We start from the raw sequence: 15268 nt of genomic DNA, 5'->3' as shown, positions 1-15268 counted from the left end.
GGAAACGGATGCGCGACGCCATCATCATCGGAGCCGGCCACAATGGCCTGGTGTGTGCCTTCTACCTGGCCCGCGCCGGCCTGAAAGTCACCGTCATCGAGCAGCGCCAGGTCGTCGGCGGCGCCGCCGTCACCGAGGAATTCCACCCGGGTTTCCGTAATTCGGTCGCGTCCTACACGGTCTCCCTGCTCAATCCCAAGGTCATCCGCGACATGGACCTGGCCGGCCACGGCCTGCGCGTCGTAGAGCGGCCCCTGTCGAACTTCCTGCCGCTGGACGACCGGCGCTACCTGAAAGTCGGCGCCGGCCGGACGGCGGCCGAGGTGGCCAAATTCTCGCAGCGCGACGCCGCCAGGCTCGATGCCTACGCCAGTCACCTGGACGCCGCCGCCGACTTGCTGCGCGAACTGGTGCTGCAGACGCCGCCGAACCGGGTGCAAGGCAACTGGCTGGCCGCGCTGCCCGAGCTGGTCAAGGCCGGCAAGCTCGGCAACCGGATGCGCGGCCTGTCGCTCGCCAGCCAGCGCGAACTGCTCGACCTGTTCACCAAGTCGGCCGGCGACTACCTCGACGGCTGGTTCGAGAGCGCGCCGATCAAGGCCGCCTTCGGCTTCGACAGCGTGGTCGGCAACTACGCCAGCCCCTACGCGCCCGGGTCGGCCTACGTGCTGCTGCACCACGTCTTCGGCGAAGTGAACGGCAAGAAGGGGGCCTGGGGACACGCCATCGGCGGCATGGGCGCGATCACCCAGGCGATGGCGAAGGCGGCCCAGGCGCTCGGTGTCGAGATCCGCCTCGGCGACGGCGTGCGCGAGGTGTTGCTGGAGGAGGGGCGTGCCAGCGGTGTGGTCACAGGCAAGGGCGAGCGCTTCGATGCGCGCGTGGTCGTCTCGAACCTGAACCCGCGCCTGCTGTACACGAAGCTGGTCGATCCCGGCGCGTTGCCTGGCGACTTCCTGCGCCGCATGCAGGGCTGGCGCTGCGGGTCCGGCACCTTCCGCATGAACGTGGCGCTGTCGGAGCTGCCCAGCTTCCGCTGCCTGCCCGGCACCGAGGCGCAGGAACACCACGGCAGCGGCATCGTCATCGCGCCCAGCCTGCAGTACATGGAGCACGCCTGGATCGATGCGCGCCTCCATGGCTGGTCGCGCGAGCCGATCGTCGAGATGCTGATTCCGTCGACGCTCGATTCGACGCTGGCGCCGCCCGGCCAGCACGTGGCCAGCCTGTTCTGCCAGCACGTCGCGCCCGCACTGCCCGACGGGTCGAGCTGGGACGCGCACCGCGAGCGCGTGGCCGACCTGATGATCGACACCGTCGACCGCTGGGCCCCGAACTTCAGGCGTTCGGTGCTGGGCCGGCAGATCATGAGCCCGCTCGACCTGGAGCGCACCTTCGGGCTGGTGGGCGGCGACATCTTCCACGGCGCCCTGGGGCTGGACCAGCTGTTCGCTGCGCGGCCGATGCTCGGTCATGCCGACTACCGCGGTCCCATCGCCGGCCTGTACACCTGCGGCGCGGGCACCCACCCGGGCGGCGGTGTGACCGGGGCGCCGGGGCACAATGCGGCGCGCGAGGTGCTGCGCGACGTGGCGCGGCGGCGCGCATGAGCAGGGCGCTCCTGTGCGCGCTGTTGCCGCTGGCGGCGGTGGCCGCGCGGGCGGACGCACCGGCGGCCGACCTGGTCTACCGCAACGGCCATGTCTACACCGTCGACGGCCAGGACAGCGTGCAGCAGGCGCTGGCGGTGCGCGCCGGGCGCATCGTGTACGTGGGCGAGAATGCGGGCGTCAAGCCGCTGATCGGCAGGCGCACCCGCGTCATCGACCTGCGGGGCCGCATGCTGATGCCGGGCCTGGTCGACGCCCACATGCATCCGCAGTCGGGCGGCAGCCGCCTGCTCAACTGCAGCCTGGATTACCTGCCGCTCACCGTGCCGCAGTTCCAGGCCCGCATCCAGGCCTGCCTCGACCGCGACAAAACCACGGCGCCTGACCGCCCGCTGCTGGTGGTGAACTGGTTCCAGCAGGGGATGCGGCCCGTAGGCACGGTCACCACGGCCGCGATCCTGGACGCCTTGCGGACGGCGCGCCCGGTCATCGTGCGTTCCTCCTTCGGCCATTCGGTGCAACTCAATTCGCGGGCGATCGCGCTGGCGGGCATCCGGCGCGACACACCCGATCCGGCCGGCGGCAGGATCATGCGCGACGCGGGCGGCGCGGCAACGGGCCTGCTGGAAGACGCGGCCCAGGACCTGGCGATGCGCCTGCTGCCGCCCTTGACGGGACCGGAGAACCTGGCCGCGTCGAAGGCGGCGCTGACCGCGATGCGGCGCCAGGGCATCACCAGCTTCCTCGACGCCTGGACCGACATCGAGACCATGACGGCCTTCGCCACGCTGCAGCGCCAGGGTGGGCTCACCGCGCGCGCCCACTTCGCGGTGCTGGTCGAGCTGGACAAGGGAGCGAGCCCGCAAGGCGCCGTTGCCGAGGTGGTGAAACAGCAAGCGCGCTTCGACCAGGGACCGACCCGCGCCGCACCCTCGATGCAGGTGCGCCACGCCAAGCTGTTCATGGATGGCGTGATCGCCGCGCCCGCCTTCACCGGCGCCATGCTCGCGCCTTACCTGGTCAACAAGGGAACCGCAGACCAGCCGGACTGGCAGCCGGGGACGAGCAGCGGTCCATCGAGCTACTTCCCGGCGCCGGTCCTGCGCGCCACGCTAGTGGAACTGGCCCGGGCGGGCATCGACCCGCACATCCATGCCGACGGCGACCGTGCCGTGCGCGAGTCGCTCGATGCCGTTGCCGCGCTGCGCGCCACGGAAGAGGGGAAGCGGACACGCCCGGCGCTCGCCCATGCCGAGATCGTGGACCCGGGCGACTACGCGCGCTTCGCCCAACTCGACGTCACGCCCGTGCTGTCCTTCCAGTGGGCCAAGCCGGCGCCGGACACCGTTGGTGCGCTCGCTCCCTATCTCGGCCCGGCGCGCTACGCGACGGTCCAGCCGCAGGCACTGCTGCTGGACGCCGGCGCGCGCGTCGCCTACGGCAGCGACTGGCCGGTCGATCCGCTGGACGCGTGGTTTGCGCTGAAAGTCGCGGTCACGCGCACCGCCGCACCGGGCGCCGGCAAGGAATATGCCGGACGCCTGACCGCCCAACCCGGCATGCCGCGCGCGGCGGTGCTGCGGGCGGCGACCATGCACGCGGCCTGGACCCTGAGGCAGGAGGCCGCGACCGGATCGCTGGAGGTGGGAAAACTGGCCGACCTGATCGTCCTCGACCGTCACTTCTTCACCGTTCCGGACGAGGACATCGCCAGCATCCGGGTGCTGCAGACCGTGGTCGGCGGCAAGGTCGTGTACGAAGCCGGGGAACTGAACCGCAAGCCCTTCAGGCCATGAGATCGGCCACGATCTCCAGCGACTTCAGCCGTTTGGCCGGATCGAAGACGTCGCACACGATCATCAGTTCGTCGGCGCCGGTCTCGGCGACCAGCTTGTTCAAACCCGCGCGCACGGTGTCGCGGCTGCCGATCACGCTGCAGCCCAGCATCCGTCCGGCCTGGAATTTCTCCGCGGGCGTCCAGTAGGCCTCGATATCGTCGACCGGCGGCTGCATCAATCCCGAAACGCCGCGGAACAGGTCGGCAAACGCCATCTGCTGCGAGGTCGCCAGGTAGCGCGCTTCCTCGTCGGTATCGGCCGCGATGACGTTCACGCCGACCAGGGCGTAGGGCTTGTCCAGTTGCGCCGAGGGCTTGAAGTGGGAACGGTAATACTCGAGCGCCTGGTGCAGCATCTGCGGCGCGAAGTGCGAGGCGAAGCCGTATGGCAGACCCAGGTGGGCCGCCAGCTGGGCGCCGAACATGCTCGAACCAAGGATCCAGAGCGGCACCGCGGTGCCCGAGCCCGGCACCGCCTCGATGCCGCCGACCTCGCCGTCGGGCGCGAGGAAGGCCTGCAGCTCGAGCACGTCCTGGGGGAAGTTCTCGGCGCTGGCCGGGCTGCGGCGCAGGGCGCGCAGGGTGGTCTGGTCGGTGCCGGGCGCGCGGCCCAGCCCGAGGTCGATACGGCCGGGGAACAGCGTTTCCAGGGTGCCGAACTGCTCGGCGATCAGGTAGGGCGCGTGATTCGGCAGCATCACGCCGCCGGCGCCGACGCGGATGGTGCTGGTGCCGGCGGCGATGTGGGCGATCACGAGCGAGGTGGCGGCCGTGGTCACGGCTGGCATGTTGTGGTGCTCGGCCACCCAGATGCGGCGGTAACCCAGCCGCTCGGCATGCTGGGCCACGGTCCTGGCCTCGTCGAGGGCGGCGCGGCGGTCCGAGCCCTGGCGCACGCGGCCGAGTTCGAGAATGGAAAGTGGGGTCATTGCGGTGTCCTTGATGTGGGGTAGGCGCGCTGCGGAAGCGGCCGCGCCGCAAGGATGGACAGGTCGAAGGACAGGGCCGAAGGACTGGTCAACACATGGGGCGGCGCCTGGCCGGGACCGACCCGGCAGCAGCGCTGATGATCACCGGATGATAGTCGATTGCGCCGATTCCCGCAGAGCGCGGGCCAGTTTGGCGCCTACATCCCCGGCGCGGCCGTCCTGTCGTCCGCTTTCGTGCCGGCCAGCTTTTCCCAGTATCCCGGGGCGTTGTAGATGTCTTTCAGGTAATCGATGAAATGGCGGATCTTCGCCGGCAGGTAGCGCTGCTGCGGGTAGACGGCCTGGATCGGGTAGTCGTTGACCGCGAATTCGTCGAGCACGGTGACCAGTTCGCCGCGCTTGAGTTCGGCCTGGATTTCCCAGGTCGAACGCCAGCCGATGCCCAGTCCTTGCTTCACCCAGTCGAACAGCAGTTCGCCGTCGTTGCAGGCCAGGTCGCCGTCGACCCGCACCGCGAACAGCCTGCCGTCGCGGGTGAAGGTCCAGCCGCGCTGCTGGCCGCCCTGCAGGTTGAAGGCCAGGCAGTTGTGGTGCACCAGGTCTTCCGGCGCGGCCGGCACGCCGTGGCGGGCGAAATAGGCGGGGGTGCCGCAGACCACGCGGCGGTTGGGGAAGAGCGGCACCGCCACGTAGTTCGGGTCCTGCACCTCGCCGATGCGGATCGCCATGTCGTAGCCTTCGCGCACCAGGTCGACCACGCTGTCGGTGAAGTTGAACGACATCTTCAGTTCCGGGTGGATGGCGCGGAAGGGCGGGGCGTGCGGCGCCACGTGCGAGCGGCCGAAGGCGGCCGGCGCCGAGACCACCAGGTGGCCGCGCACGGTGCTGCGGCCCGCGCTGATGCTGTTCTCGGTGATCTCGAAGTCGCGCAGCAACTGGCGGCAGGGCTCGAGGAACTGTTCGCCCAGGGCCGTGAGCGACAGGCCGCGCGTGGAGCGGTGCATCAGGCGCACGCCGAGCCGGCCTTCCAGCGCATCCAGGCGCCGGCCCATCACCACCGGGGTCACGCCTTCGGCCAGCGCGGCCGCCGCGAAGCTGCCCTTTTCGGTGACGAGGACGAAACTGCGGATTTCGGTATAGCGGTCCATGCCTGCCTCACTCCATACTTTTAGTATCGACAGAGCCAATAGTACCAGCAATTCAACATTCCTGGACCCGGCGCTATCCTGACCTGGACAATCCGATCAATCCAAGGCAAGGGAGGCGACTATGGCCCGTATGAGGGCAATCGATGCGGCAGCGGCCGTGCTGCGCAAGGAAGGCATAGGCAGGGTGTTCGGGGTGCCGGGCGCCGCGATCAACCCGCTGTATTCGGCGATGAAGCAGAACGGCGGCTTCGAGCACGTGCTGGCGCGCCACGTCGAGGGCGCCTCCCACATGGCCGAGGGCTATACCCGCGCGCGGGCCGGCAACATCGGCGTGTGCATCGGCACCTCGGGCCCGGCCGGTACCGACATGATCACCGGCCTCTATTCCGCCTGGGCCGATTCGATACCTATCCTGTGCATCACCGGCCAGGCCCCGCGTGCGCGCCTGTACAAGGAAGACTTCCAGGCGGTCGACATCGAATCGATCGCCAAGCCGGTCACCAAGTGGGCGGTCACGGTGCGCGAGCCGGCCCTGGTGCCGCGCGTCTTCCAGCAGGCCTTCCACATCATGCGCTCGGGCCGCCCGGGGCCGGTGCTGATCGACCTGCCGTTCGACGTGCAGATGGCCGAGATCGAATTCGACATCGAGACCTATGCCTCGCTGCCGGTGTACAAGCCCTCCGCCACCCGCGCCCAGGCCGAAAAGGCGCTGGCCATGCTGAACGCCGCCGAACGGCCGCTGATCGTCTGCGGCGGCGGCGTGATCAATGCCGACGCGGCCGCGCGCCTGCAGGCGTTCGCCGAACTGGTCGGCGTACCCGTGGTCCCGACCCTGATGGGCTGGGGCGCGATCCCCGACGACCATCCGCTGATGGCCGGCATGGTCGGCCTGCAGACCTCCCACCGCTACGGCAACGCCACCATGCTGGCCTCCGACTTCGTGATCGGCATCGGCAACCGCTGGGCCAACCGCCATACCGGCTCGGTCGAGGTCTATACGAAAGGGCGCAAGTTCGTCCACATCGACATCGAGCCGACCCAGATCGGGCGCGTCTTCGATCCCGACTACGGCATCGTCTCCGACGCCGGCGCCGCGCTCGACCTCCTGATCGACGTGGCGCGCGGCCTGAAGCTGATCCACGGCCTGCCCGACCGCGGTGCCTGGGTCGCCGACTGCCAGGCGCGCAAGCGCACCATGCTGCGCAAGACCCACTTCGACGGCGCGCCGCTCAAGCCGCAGCGCGTGTACGAGGAGATGAACCGCGCCTTCGGGCCGGACACCTGCTATGTCAGCACCATCGGCCTGTCGCAGATCGCCGCCGCCCAGTTCCTGCACGTGTACAAGGAGCGCAACTGGATCAACTGCGGCCAGGCCGGCCCGCTGGGCTGGACCATCCCGGCCGCGCTGGGCGTGTGCGCCGCCGATCCGGAACGCGAAGTGGTCGCGATCTCGGGCGACTACGACTTCCAGTTCATGATCGAGGAGCTGGCCGTCGGCGCCCAATTCAAGCTGCCCTACCTGCACGTGGTGGTGAACAACGCCTATCTCGGCCTGATCCGCCAGGCCCAGCGCGGCTTCGACATGGACTACTGCGTGCAGCTCGCCTTCGAGAACATCAATGCGCCCGAACTGGAAAGCTATGGCGTCGACCATATCGCCGTGGCCGAGGGCCTGGGCTGCAAGGCGCTGCGGGTGCGCCGCGCCGAGGAGATCGGACCGGCCTTCGACCAGGCGCGCGCCTGGATGCGCGAGCACCGGGTGCCGGTCGTGGTCGAGATCATCCTCGAACGGGTCACCAACATTGCGATGGGCACCGAGATCGATGCCGTCAACGAGTTCGAAGCACTGGCCGTGCAGCGCGAGGACGCGCCCACGGCGATTGCCAACGTCTGAAGGAGAACCAGTCATGCCAAGATTTGCCGCCAACCTGACGATGCTGTTCAACGAGCTGGCCTTCCTCGACCGCTTCGAAGCCGCGGCCAACGCCGGCTTCAAGGGCGTCGAGTACCTGTTCCCCTATGCCTACGACCCGGCTGCCCTGGCCGAACGGCTCGACCGCCTGCAGCTGGTCCAGGTGCTGCACAACCTGCCGGCCGGCGACTGGGAGAAGGGCGAGCGTGGCGTCGCCTGCCACCCGGACCGCATCGGCGAGTTCCAGGACGGCGTCGGCCGCGCCATCGACTACGCCCGCCTGCTCGGCTGCAAGCAGGTGAACTGCCTGGCCGGAGTCCATCCCGCGGGCGTCGATCCGGACGCGGTGCAGCGCACCTTTGTCGACAACCTGCGCTTCGCGGCGGACAAGCTGAAGGGCGCCGGCATCCGCCTGCTGATCGAGCCGGTCAACACGCGCGACATCCCGGGCTTCTACCTGAACCGCACCGAGCAGGCGATTGCCATCCTCGACGAGGTCGGGTCCGATAACCTGTTCCTGCAGTACGACATCTACCACGCCCAGCGCATGGAGGGCGAGCTCGCGAACACCATCGAGCGCCACCTGGCGCGCATCGCCCACATCCAGCTGGCCGACAACCCCGGACGCAACGAGCCGGGCACGGGCGAGATCAACTACCCCTGGCTGTTGCGCCACATCGACCGCCTCGGCTACGACGGCTGGATCGGCTGCGAATACAAGCCGGCCGCGGACACCCGCGCGGGCCTCGGCTGGATCGGGGCGCTGGCCTGAACGACGACAAACACAACATCAAGGAGAACGACATGGCAACGATCGGTTTCATTGGCCTGGGCATCATGGGCGCCCCGATGGCGGGACATCTGGCGAGTCACGGGCACCGCCTGTTCACCTACACGCATGGCGAGACGCCGGCCTCGCTGATCGAGGCCGGCGCGGTGGCCTGCGCCAACAGCGCCGAGGTGGCGCGGCAGGCGGACGTGATCATCGTCATGGTGCCGGACACGCCGCAAGTGGAAGAAGTGCTGTTCGGCGAGTATGGCGTGGCCGCCGGACTCACCGCGGGCAAGGTGGTGGTCGACATGAGCTCGATCTCGCCGGTGGCGACCAAGGATTTCGCGAAACGCATCCGCGAATTCGGCTGCGAGTACCTGGACGCGCCGGTATCGGGCGGCGAGGTCGGCGCCAAGGCCGCCAGCCTGACCATCATGGTGGGCGGCAGCGAAGCGGCCTTCGATCGCGTGCGTCCGCTGTTCCAGCTGATGGGCAAGAACATCACCCTGGTCGGCGGCAACGGCGACGGCCAGATCACCAAGGTCGCCAACCAGATCATCGTGGCGCTCACCATCGAGGCGGTCGGCGAGGCCCTGCTGCTGGCGGCCAAGGCCGGCGCCGATCCGGCCCGGGTGCGCGAAGCGCTGATGGGCGGCTTCGCTTCCTCGCGCATCCTGGAAGTGCACGGCGAGCGCATGGTCAAGCGCAACTTCGGGCCGGGCTTTCGCATCGACCTGCACCGCAAGGACCTGAACCTCGCCTTGACCACCGCGCGCCAGCTCGGCGTGGCGCTGCCGAACACCGCCACCGCCCAGGAGCTGTTCAACACCTGCGCGGCCCACGACGGCGGCAGCTGGGACCACTCGGCCATGGTGCGCGCGCTGGAGATCATGGCCAACTTCGCCATCGGCCAGGAAGCCTGATGGACGCCGGCCACCGCGACCTGCTGGCGCGCATGTTCGAGGCCGCGGTCGACGCGGCCCAGCCGGCGCGCCGCATCCCCCTCTACCTGCCCGAGCCGCCGAAGGGGCGCACCGTCGTCATCGGCTTCGGCAAGGCCTCGGCGGCGATGGCGCAGGCGCTCGAGCGCGCCTGGCCGGGGCCGCTGACCGGCCTGGTCGTCACCCGTTACGGCTACGCCGTGCCTTGCGAGCGCATCCGCATCGTCGAGGCCGCGCACCCGGTGCCGGACGCCGCCGGCCTGCAGGCGGCGCGCGCAATGCTGGAGACGGTACAGGGCCTGGGCCCGGACGACCTGGTCATCTGCCTGGTGTCGGGCGGCGGCTCGGTGCTGCTGCCCTTGCCGGGCGCCGGCATCGCGCTGGAAGACAAGCAGGCCATCAACCGTGCGCTGCTGGCCTGCGGCGCCAGCATTACCGAGATGAACTGCGTGCGCCGCCACCTCTCGCGCATCAAGGGCGGGCGCCTGGCGGCGGCCTGCCATCCGGCGCGCGTCGTCAACCTGCTGATCTCGGACGTGCCGGGCGACGATCCGGTCGACATCGCCTCCGGGCCGACGGTGGGCGACGCGACGACCTGCCAGGATGCGCTGGCGATCGTGCGCCGTTACGGCATCGCGCTGCCTCCAGGCGCGCGGGCCCTGCTCGAGAGCGGGCTTGGCGAAAGCGTTAAACCGGACGATCCGCGCCTGGCGAAGGTCACGACTCACCTGATCGCTTCGCCCCAGATGGCGCTCGAAGCGGCGGCGGAGGTGGCGCGCGCGGCCGGCGTCACCCCGCTGATCCTCGGCGACAGCATCGAGGGCGAGGCGCGCGAGGTGGCCAAGGTCATGGCCGGCATCGCCCTGCAGGCGCGCCGCCACGGCCAGCCGGCGGGCGCTCCGTGCGTGCTGCTGTCGGGCGGCGAGACCACGGTCACGTTGCGCGGCGGCGGGCGCGGCGGGCGCAACGTCGAGTTCCTGCTGGCGCTGGGCATCGCCCTGAACGGCGCGCCCAGCATCCATGCGGTGGCGGCCGACACCGACGGCGTCGACGGCGCGGAGGAGGTGGCCGGCGCGTTCCTCGCGCCCGACACCCTGGCGCGCGCCTGGGCGGCCGGCATGCCGCCGCGCGACAGCCTCGACGAGAACGACGCCCACACATTCTTCGGACGGCTGGGCGATGCCCTGGTGACGGGGCCGACTTTGACCAACGTGAACGACTTCCGGGCTATCCTAGTCACCTGAAGCCTGACTTCGCCTTTCTGCATTTTCTGTCTTGCAGGCGCGGACCCAGGTTCGCGCCTGTCTTTTTTCAGACCACAGGAGTTCCCATGCTACGCCAACGCCGTTCCCGCATCCTCGCCACCCTCGGCCCCGCCAGTTCCGGCATCGACCGCATCCGTGCGCTGGCCCTCGCCGGCGCCGACGTGTTCCGCCTGAACTTCAGCCACGGCAGCCATGCCGACCACGCCGCGCGCTACGCAGCGATCCGCGCGGTGGAGCGCGAACTCGGGCGGCCGATCGGCGTGCTGATGGACCTGCAAGGCCCGAAGCTGCGCGTCGGCAGCCTGGCCGGCGGCAAGGCGCTGCTGGAAGCCGGTGCGCGCTTCCGGCTCGACCTCGACTCGCTTGATGGCGATAGCACCCGCGCCCGGTTGCCGCACCCCGAGATCTTCGCCGCCCTGCATCCCGGCGCCGAACTGCTGCTCGACGACGGCAAGCTGCGCCTGCGCGTGGATGCCTGCGGGCCCGACTACGCCGAGACCACCGTGCAGGTCGGCGGCTGGCTGTCGGACCGCAAGGGCGTCAACGTGCCCGGCGTGGTGCTGCCGATCTCGCCGCTGACCGCCAAGGACCGCGCCGACCTGGCCTTCGGGCTGGAGCTGGGCGTGGACTGGGTCGCGCTCTCCTTCGTGCAGCGGCCGGACGACATCCGCGAGGCGCGCGCCCTGGTCGGCAAGCGCGCCTGGATCATGGCCAAGCTGGAAAAGCCGGCCGCCATCGACGCCCTGGAGGAAATCGTCGCGCTGTCCGACGGCATCATGGTGGCGCGCGGCGACCTCGGGGTCGAGCTGCCGCCGCAGCAGGTGCCGGTCCTGCAGCACCGCATCGTGTACGCGGCGCGCGCGGCCGGGCGCCCGGTGGTGGTGGCGACGCAGATGCTGGAATCGATGGTGGCCGCGCCGGTGCCGACGCGCGCCGAGGTCTCCGACGTGGCCAGCGCGATCTACGAAGGGGCCGATGCGGTGATGCTGTCGGCGGAGTCCGCCTCCGGCCAGTATCCGGTGGAAGCGGTGACGGTGATGGACGACGTGATCCGCGAGGTCGAGCGCGACCCGCGCTGGCGCATCGGCCTGGACGCCAGCCACACGCCGGCCGAGGCGACCACGGCGGATGCGATCTGCTGCGCGCTGCGCCGCGTCGCCAGCCTGATCGCGCCGGCGGCCATCGTGGCCTATACCGCGAGCGGCGCCAGCTGCCTGCGCGCCAGCCGCGAGCGCCCGGCCGCGCCGATCCTGGCGCTGACGCCGGACCTGGGCATCGCCCGGCGCCTGGCGCTGGCCTGGGGCGTGCACCCGCTGCGCTTCGAGGAAGCGGCCGACCTGAGCATGATGGTGGCCGACGGCGTGCGCGCGGCGCGGGAACACGGCCTGGCCAAGCCGAACGACGACGTGGTGGTGGTTGCGGGCTTCCCTACCGGGCTGACCGGCAGCACCAACCTGCTGCACGTGGCGCGGGTGAGTGATGTAACGTAAGCCGCAAGATAAAAACGTGATATGCGGACAACGGGCGCCTCGCGGCGCCCGTTGCGTTTCGCGTCGTAGGGTGGGCACCCGTGCCCACGCGTTACGTACGTGGCCGGTAGTCACATGCGGCGAAATATCGCCCGCAAAGTATGCGATGGAAGCGGGCCGGGATTGACGTTAGCGGGCGAGAGGGGCCAGCCGCCAGACAAAGGAGGCGCACGTAACGCGTGGGCACGGAGTGCCCACCCTACGATTGCACGTGGCACGGGTGAGCGACGTGCGGTAAAGCGGTCACACCAAACCAACGGGCGCCTTGCGGCGCCCGTCCATTGTTCAATCAGTACGGCTCAATCCAGCAAATCGAACAACGCACGCGCGACCACCTTGGTGGCGCGGCGCAGGTCCTCGAGATCGATGTGCTCGTCCGCGCGCTTGGCATTGCTCTCGCCCACCGTGCGCGGGCCGCAGCCGTACAGCACGGCCGGAATCCCGCGCTCGCCGAACAGGCGAGCGTCGGTGTAGAGCGGGGTGCCGGCCGCCTCGACCGGTTCGTCGAACACGGCGCTGCCGTGGCGCGACAGGGCCTCCACCATGGGCCGGTTGCCCGCCAGCGGCTGCAGCGCGTTGGCCAGCAGCAGGCGCCGGATCTCGATCGTGATGCCCGGGCAGTCGGACACGGCGTCCTGGATCAGCCGGCGCAGCGCCGCCTCGACCTCGGCCGGGTTCTCCTCGGGGATCATGCGGCGGTCGAGCTTGAGCACGACCTTGCCCGGCACCACGTTGGTATTCGTGCCACCTTCGATCAGGCCGACGTTCAGGTAGGGGTGGTTGATGCCCTTGACCTGGCTGCGGGTGCCTTTGAAAATCCGGTTCTGCTCGTACAGCGCGACCAGGATGCGAGTCGCGGCCTGCAGCGCGTCGACGCCGGTCTCCGGCACCGCCGCATGGCCCATCTTGCCGTTGACGGTGACTTCCATCTGCAGGCAGCCGTTGTGGGCGGTGACGACCTGGTAGCTGAAGCCGGCGGCGATCAGGAGGTCGGGCTTGACGATGCCCTGCTCGAGCAGCCAGCCCGGACCGAGTTCGCCGCCGAATTCCTCGTCGTAGGTGAAGTAGAGCTCGACGCCGCCCTTGAGCGGGGCGCCGAGGGCTTCCAGCGCGCGGGTGGCGAAGGTGAAGGTGGCGAAGTCGCACTTGCTGACGGCGGCGGCGCGGCCATACAGCTTGCCGTCGGCGATTTCGGCGCCGTAGGGCGGATGGGTCCAGCCTTCGCCCGGCGGCACCACGTCGCCGTGGGCGTTCAGGCCGACGGTGCGGCCACCTCCTTGACCGTACTGCCGGCGCACCACCAGGTTGGTGATGGTCTGCAGGCCGGCTTCCTGCACCACCGGCGCCGGCACCGCATGCTGCTCGGCCTCGAAGCCGAACGCGCGCAGCAGTTCGGTGGTGCGCTCGGCGTGCGGAGCGTTGTTGCCCGGCGGGGTGTCGGTGGGGACGCGCACCAGCTCCTGCAGGAAGCGCACCTCCTCGTCGAAATGGGCGTCGATCCAGGCGTCGAGGTTCTCGTAAGGGCTAGTCGTGGTCATGTCGGGTCCGTGGCAAGTTGGTGGAGGAGGGATTGGAAGGCAAGCACGCACAGTTCGGTGTCGTCGTTGGTGACCGCTTCCAGCGGGTTGTGGCTGATGCCGGCGTTCAGGCCGCGTTGGAACAGCATGGCCTGGGGCATGATCTGGTGCAGCATCATGGCGTCGTGACCGGCGCCGCTGGGCATCGGGAATACCGGCAGGCCGAGGCTGTCGACCGCGCGCTCCCAACGTGCGCGCAAGGCGGGATCGCAGGGCGCGGCGGCGGCGCGCATCGATTCTTCGAGCGTGTAGTCGAGGCCGCGCCGCGCGCAGATCGCGCGCAGGCGTTCCTGGATGTCGCGCGCGCAGGCGTCGCGCACCTCGTTGGTGGTGGCGCGCACGTCGAGGCTGAAGCGGCAGCGGCCCGGCACCACGTTGATCGAGCCGTTCGGCACTTCCAGCATGCCGACGGTGGCCACCAGGTCGGGCACGGCCGCGCCGCGCTCCTCGACGTAGAGCACCAGTTCGGCGGCGGCGGCGGCGGCGTCGCGCCGCATCGTCATCGGCGTCGTGCCCGCATGGCAGGCGGTGCCGGCGATCTCGCCGAAGAAGCGCACGCTGCCGTTGATCGAGGTGACCACGCCCAGCGGCAGGTCGGCGTCGTTCAGCACCGGACCCTGCTCGATGTGGACTTCGACGAAGCCGAGGTAGCGCGCCGGATCGCGCTTCAATGCCGCGATGTCCTGCGCGCGCAGGCCGGCCCGTTCGAAGGCGGCGCGCATGGCAACGCCGTCGGCATCCTGCTGGTCGAGCCAGTTCAGGTTGAATTGCCCGGTGAGGGCGCCCGAGCCGAGGAACACGGCCTTGTAGCGCTGGCCTTCCTCTTCGGCGAAACCGACCACCTCGATGCCGTAGGGCAGGCGGCGTCCCTGGCGCTGCAGCTCGCGCACGCAGGCCATCGGCACCAGGATGCCCAGGCGGCCGTCATACTTGCCGCCATTGCGCACGGTGTCGTAGTGCGAGCCGGTGAGCAGGCGCTTCGCATTGCGGTCGGTGCCGTGATAGACCCCGATCACGTTGCCGACGGCGTCGATGTTCACCTCGTCGAAACCGCAGTCCTCGCGCATCCAGCGCGCCAGCTGGGCCGCGCAGGCGCAGTGGGCGTCGGTCAGGTAAGTCACGCACAATTCGCCGCGTTCGGCGTAGCCCGGGTCGCTGTGCGTCGCCAATTCCTCGGCCCAGTCCCAGACCAGATTGCCCAGCACCGGTTCGTGGCCGAACTTGTCGTTCAGGCGGATCTCCGCGATGCGGTGGATGTTGCGCAGGGCCTCATCCAGCTCGAATGCGGGCTGGTTGGCGAGGCGCCGGGCAAAGGTGGCGATGATCTCGCGCTTGGGCAGGCCGGCGCCGCGCGGGCCGCGCACGGCCAGGATGAAGGGAAAGCCGAACTTGGCGTTGTAGTCCGCGTTCAGGCGCCCGATGGTGGCGAATTCCTCGGGCGTGCAGTCGGTCAGGCCGGCCTTGTTCTGCTCGTTGGTCGATTCGGCGGTGAGCGACTTCGACACCATGGCCTTGCCGGCCAGTTCGGGGTGAGCCCGGATCAGGCCGAGCTTCGCTTCGCCCGGCGCGCTGCGCACCGCCTCGATCAGGGCGTGCTTGAGCTGGGCCAGGGTGGCGAAGGGACGGCGCTGCCAGGCACGCGCCGCGATCCAGGGCGAGTGTTCGTAGACGCCGTCGAGCAGGGCGGTGAATTGCGCCTCGTCGGCGGCGTTGAGACGTTCAAGGGTCAGCATATCAGGGATCAGCAT

11 protein-coding genes are annotated in these 15268 nt (G+C 69.7%); 7 read left to right on the top strand and 4 right to left on the bottom strand.

The features are described 5' to 3' along the window. Window positions 1-8: 8 nt before the first annotated feature. Both ACFOPH_RS07835 and ACFOPH_RS07830 read left to right on the top strand, forming a co-directional pair. A complete protein-coding gene (locus tag ACFOPH_RS07835; RefSeq protein ID WP_379734589.1) occupies window positions 9-1610 on the top strand; it encodes a phytoene desaturase family protein in 1602 nt (533 codons plus the stop codon). Then, the gene (locus tag ACFOPH_RS07830; RefSeq protein ID WP_379734587.1) at window positions 1607-3406 is read left to right on the top strand and encodes an amidohydrolase; all 1800 of its coding nucleotides are present in this window, start codon (window positions 1607-1609) and stop codon (window positions 3404-3406) included. Before ACFOPH_RS07835 ends, ACFOPH_RS07830 begins: the two co-directional genes overlap by 4 nt. On the opposite strand, the gene ACFOPH_RS07825 is transcribed toward ACFOPH_RS07830, so the two are convergent. Together ACFOPH_RS07825 and ACFOPH_RS07820 are read right to left on the bottom strand one after the other, a co-directional pair. After that, a complete protein-coding gene (locus ACFOPH_RS07825; RefSeq protein ID WP_379734585.1) occupies window positions 3396-4376 on the bottom strand; it encodes an LLM class flavin-dependent oxidoreductase in 981 nt (326 codons plus the stop codon). The two genes, ACFOPH_RS07830 and ACFOPH_RS07825, sit on opposite strands and share 11 nt — an antisense overlap. A gap of 197 nt (window positions 4377-4573) precedes the next feature. Next, window positions 4574-5524, bottom strand: coding sequence for a LysR family transcriptional regulator (locus ACFOPH_RS07820; protein ID WP_312550753.1), 951 nt, complete (start codon window positions 5522-5524; stop codon window positions 4574-4576). Window positions 5525-5645: 121 nt separating this feature from the next. Between ACFOPH_RS07820 and gcl the strand changes: the two genes are divergently transcribed. The 5 genes from gcl to pyk all read left to right on the top strand — a co-directional run bounded on the left by gcl (window position 5646) and on the right by pyk (window position 11904). Next, the gene (gene gcl / locus ACFOPH_RS07815; RefSeq protein WP_312550755.1) at window positions 5646-7418 is read left to right on the top strand and encodes a glyoxylate carboligase; all 1773 of its coding nucleotides are present in this window, start codon (window positions 5646-5648) and stop codon (window positions 7416-7418) included. Window positions 7419-7431: 13 nt separating this feature from the next. After that, entirely contained in the window at window positions 7432-8208 is a 777-nt protein-coding gene (gene hyi / locus ACFOPH_RS07810) for a hydroxypyruvate isomerase (protein WP_312550756.1), read from the top strand. Then, the gene (locus ACFOPH_RS07805; RefSeq protein ID WP_312550759.1) at window positions 8205-9131 is read left to right on the top strand and encodes a 2-hydroxy-3-oxopropionate reductase; all 927 of its coding nucleotides are present in this window, start codon (window positions 8205-8207) and stop codon (window positions 9129-9131) included. Before hyi ends, ACFOPH_RS07805 begins: the two co-directional genes overlap by 4 nt. Continuing rightward, window positions 9131-10393 carry a glycerate kinase type-2 family protein gene (locus tag ACFOPH_RS07800; protein WP_379734582.1) on the top strand — a complete coding sequence of 421 codons (1263 nt, stop codon included), beginning with the start codon at window positions 9131-9133 and terminating at the stop codon, window positions 10391-10393. Before ACFOPH_RS07805 ends, ACFOPH_RS07800 begins: the two co-directional genes overlap by 1 nt. An 86-nt stretch (window positions 10394-10479) precedes the next feature. Next, complete coding sequence (pyk, locus tag ACFOPH_RS07795; protein ID WP_379734580.1) at window positions 10480-11904, top strand: pyruvate kinase; 1425 nt, start codon at window positions 10480-10482, stop codon at window positions 11902-11904. A 338-nt stretch (window positions 11905-12242) separates the two neighbouring features. Here pyk and ACFOPH_RS07790 read toward each other — a convergent pair whose 3' ends face one another. Together ACFOPH_RS07790 and uraD are read right to left on the bottom strand one after the other, a co-directional pair. Beyond that, on the bottom strand, window positions 12243-13481 hold the full coding sequence (locus tag ACFOPH_RS07790; protein WP_379734578.1) for an ArgE/DapE family deacylase: 1239 nt from the start codon (window positions 13479-13481) through the stop codon (window positions 12243-12245). Beyond that, window positions 13478-15268: a 2-oxo-4-hydroxy-4-carboxy-5-ureidoimidazoline decarboxylase gene (gene uraD, locus ACFOPH_RS07785; protein WP_379734576.1), complete on the bottom strand. Its 1791-nt coding sequence runs from the start codon at window positions 15266-15268 to the stop codon at window positions 13478-13480. The genes ACFOPH_RS07790 and uraD overlap by 4 nt, the downstream gene beginning before the upstream one ends.

Origin of the sequence: Massilia haematophila (assembly GCF_042647645.1) — a bacterium.
GTDB lineage: Bacteria > Pseudomonadota > Gammaproteobacteria > Burkholderiales > Burkholderiaceae_D > Telluria > Telluria haematophila.
The sequence above is the reverse complement of the archived record's forward strand: the minus strand, read 5'-3'. Positions and strand labels throughout refer to the sequence as shown.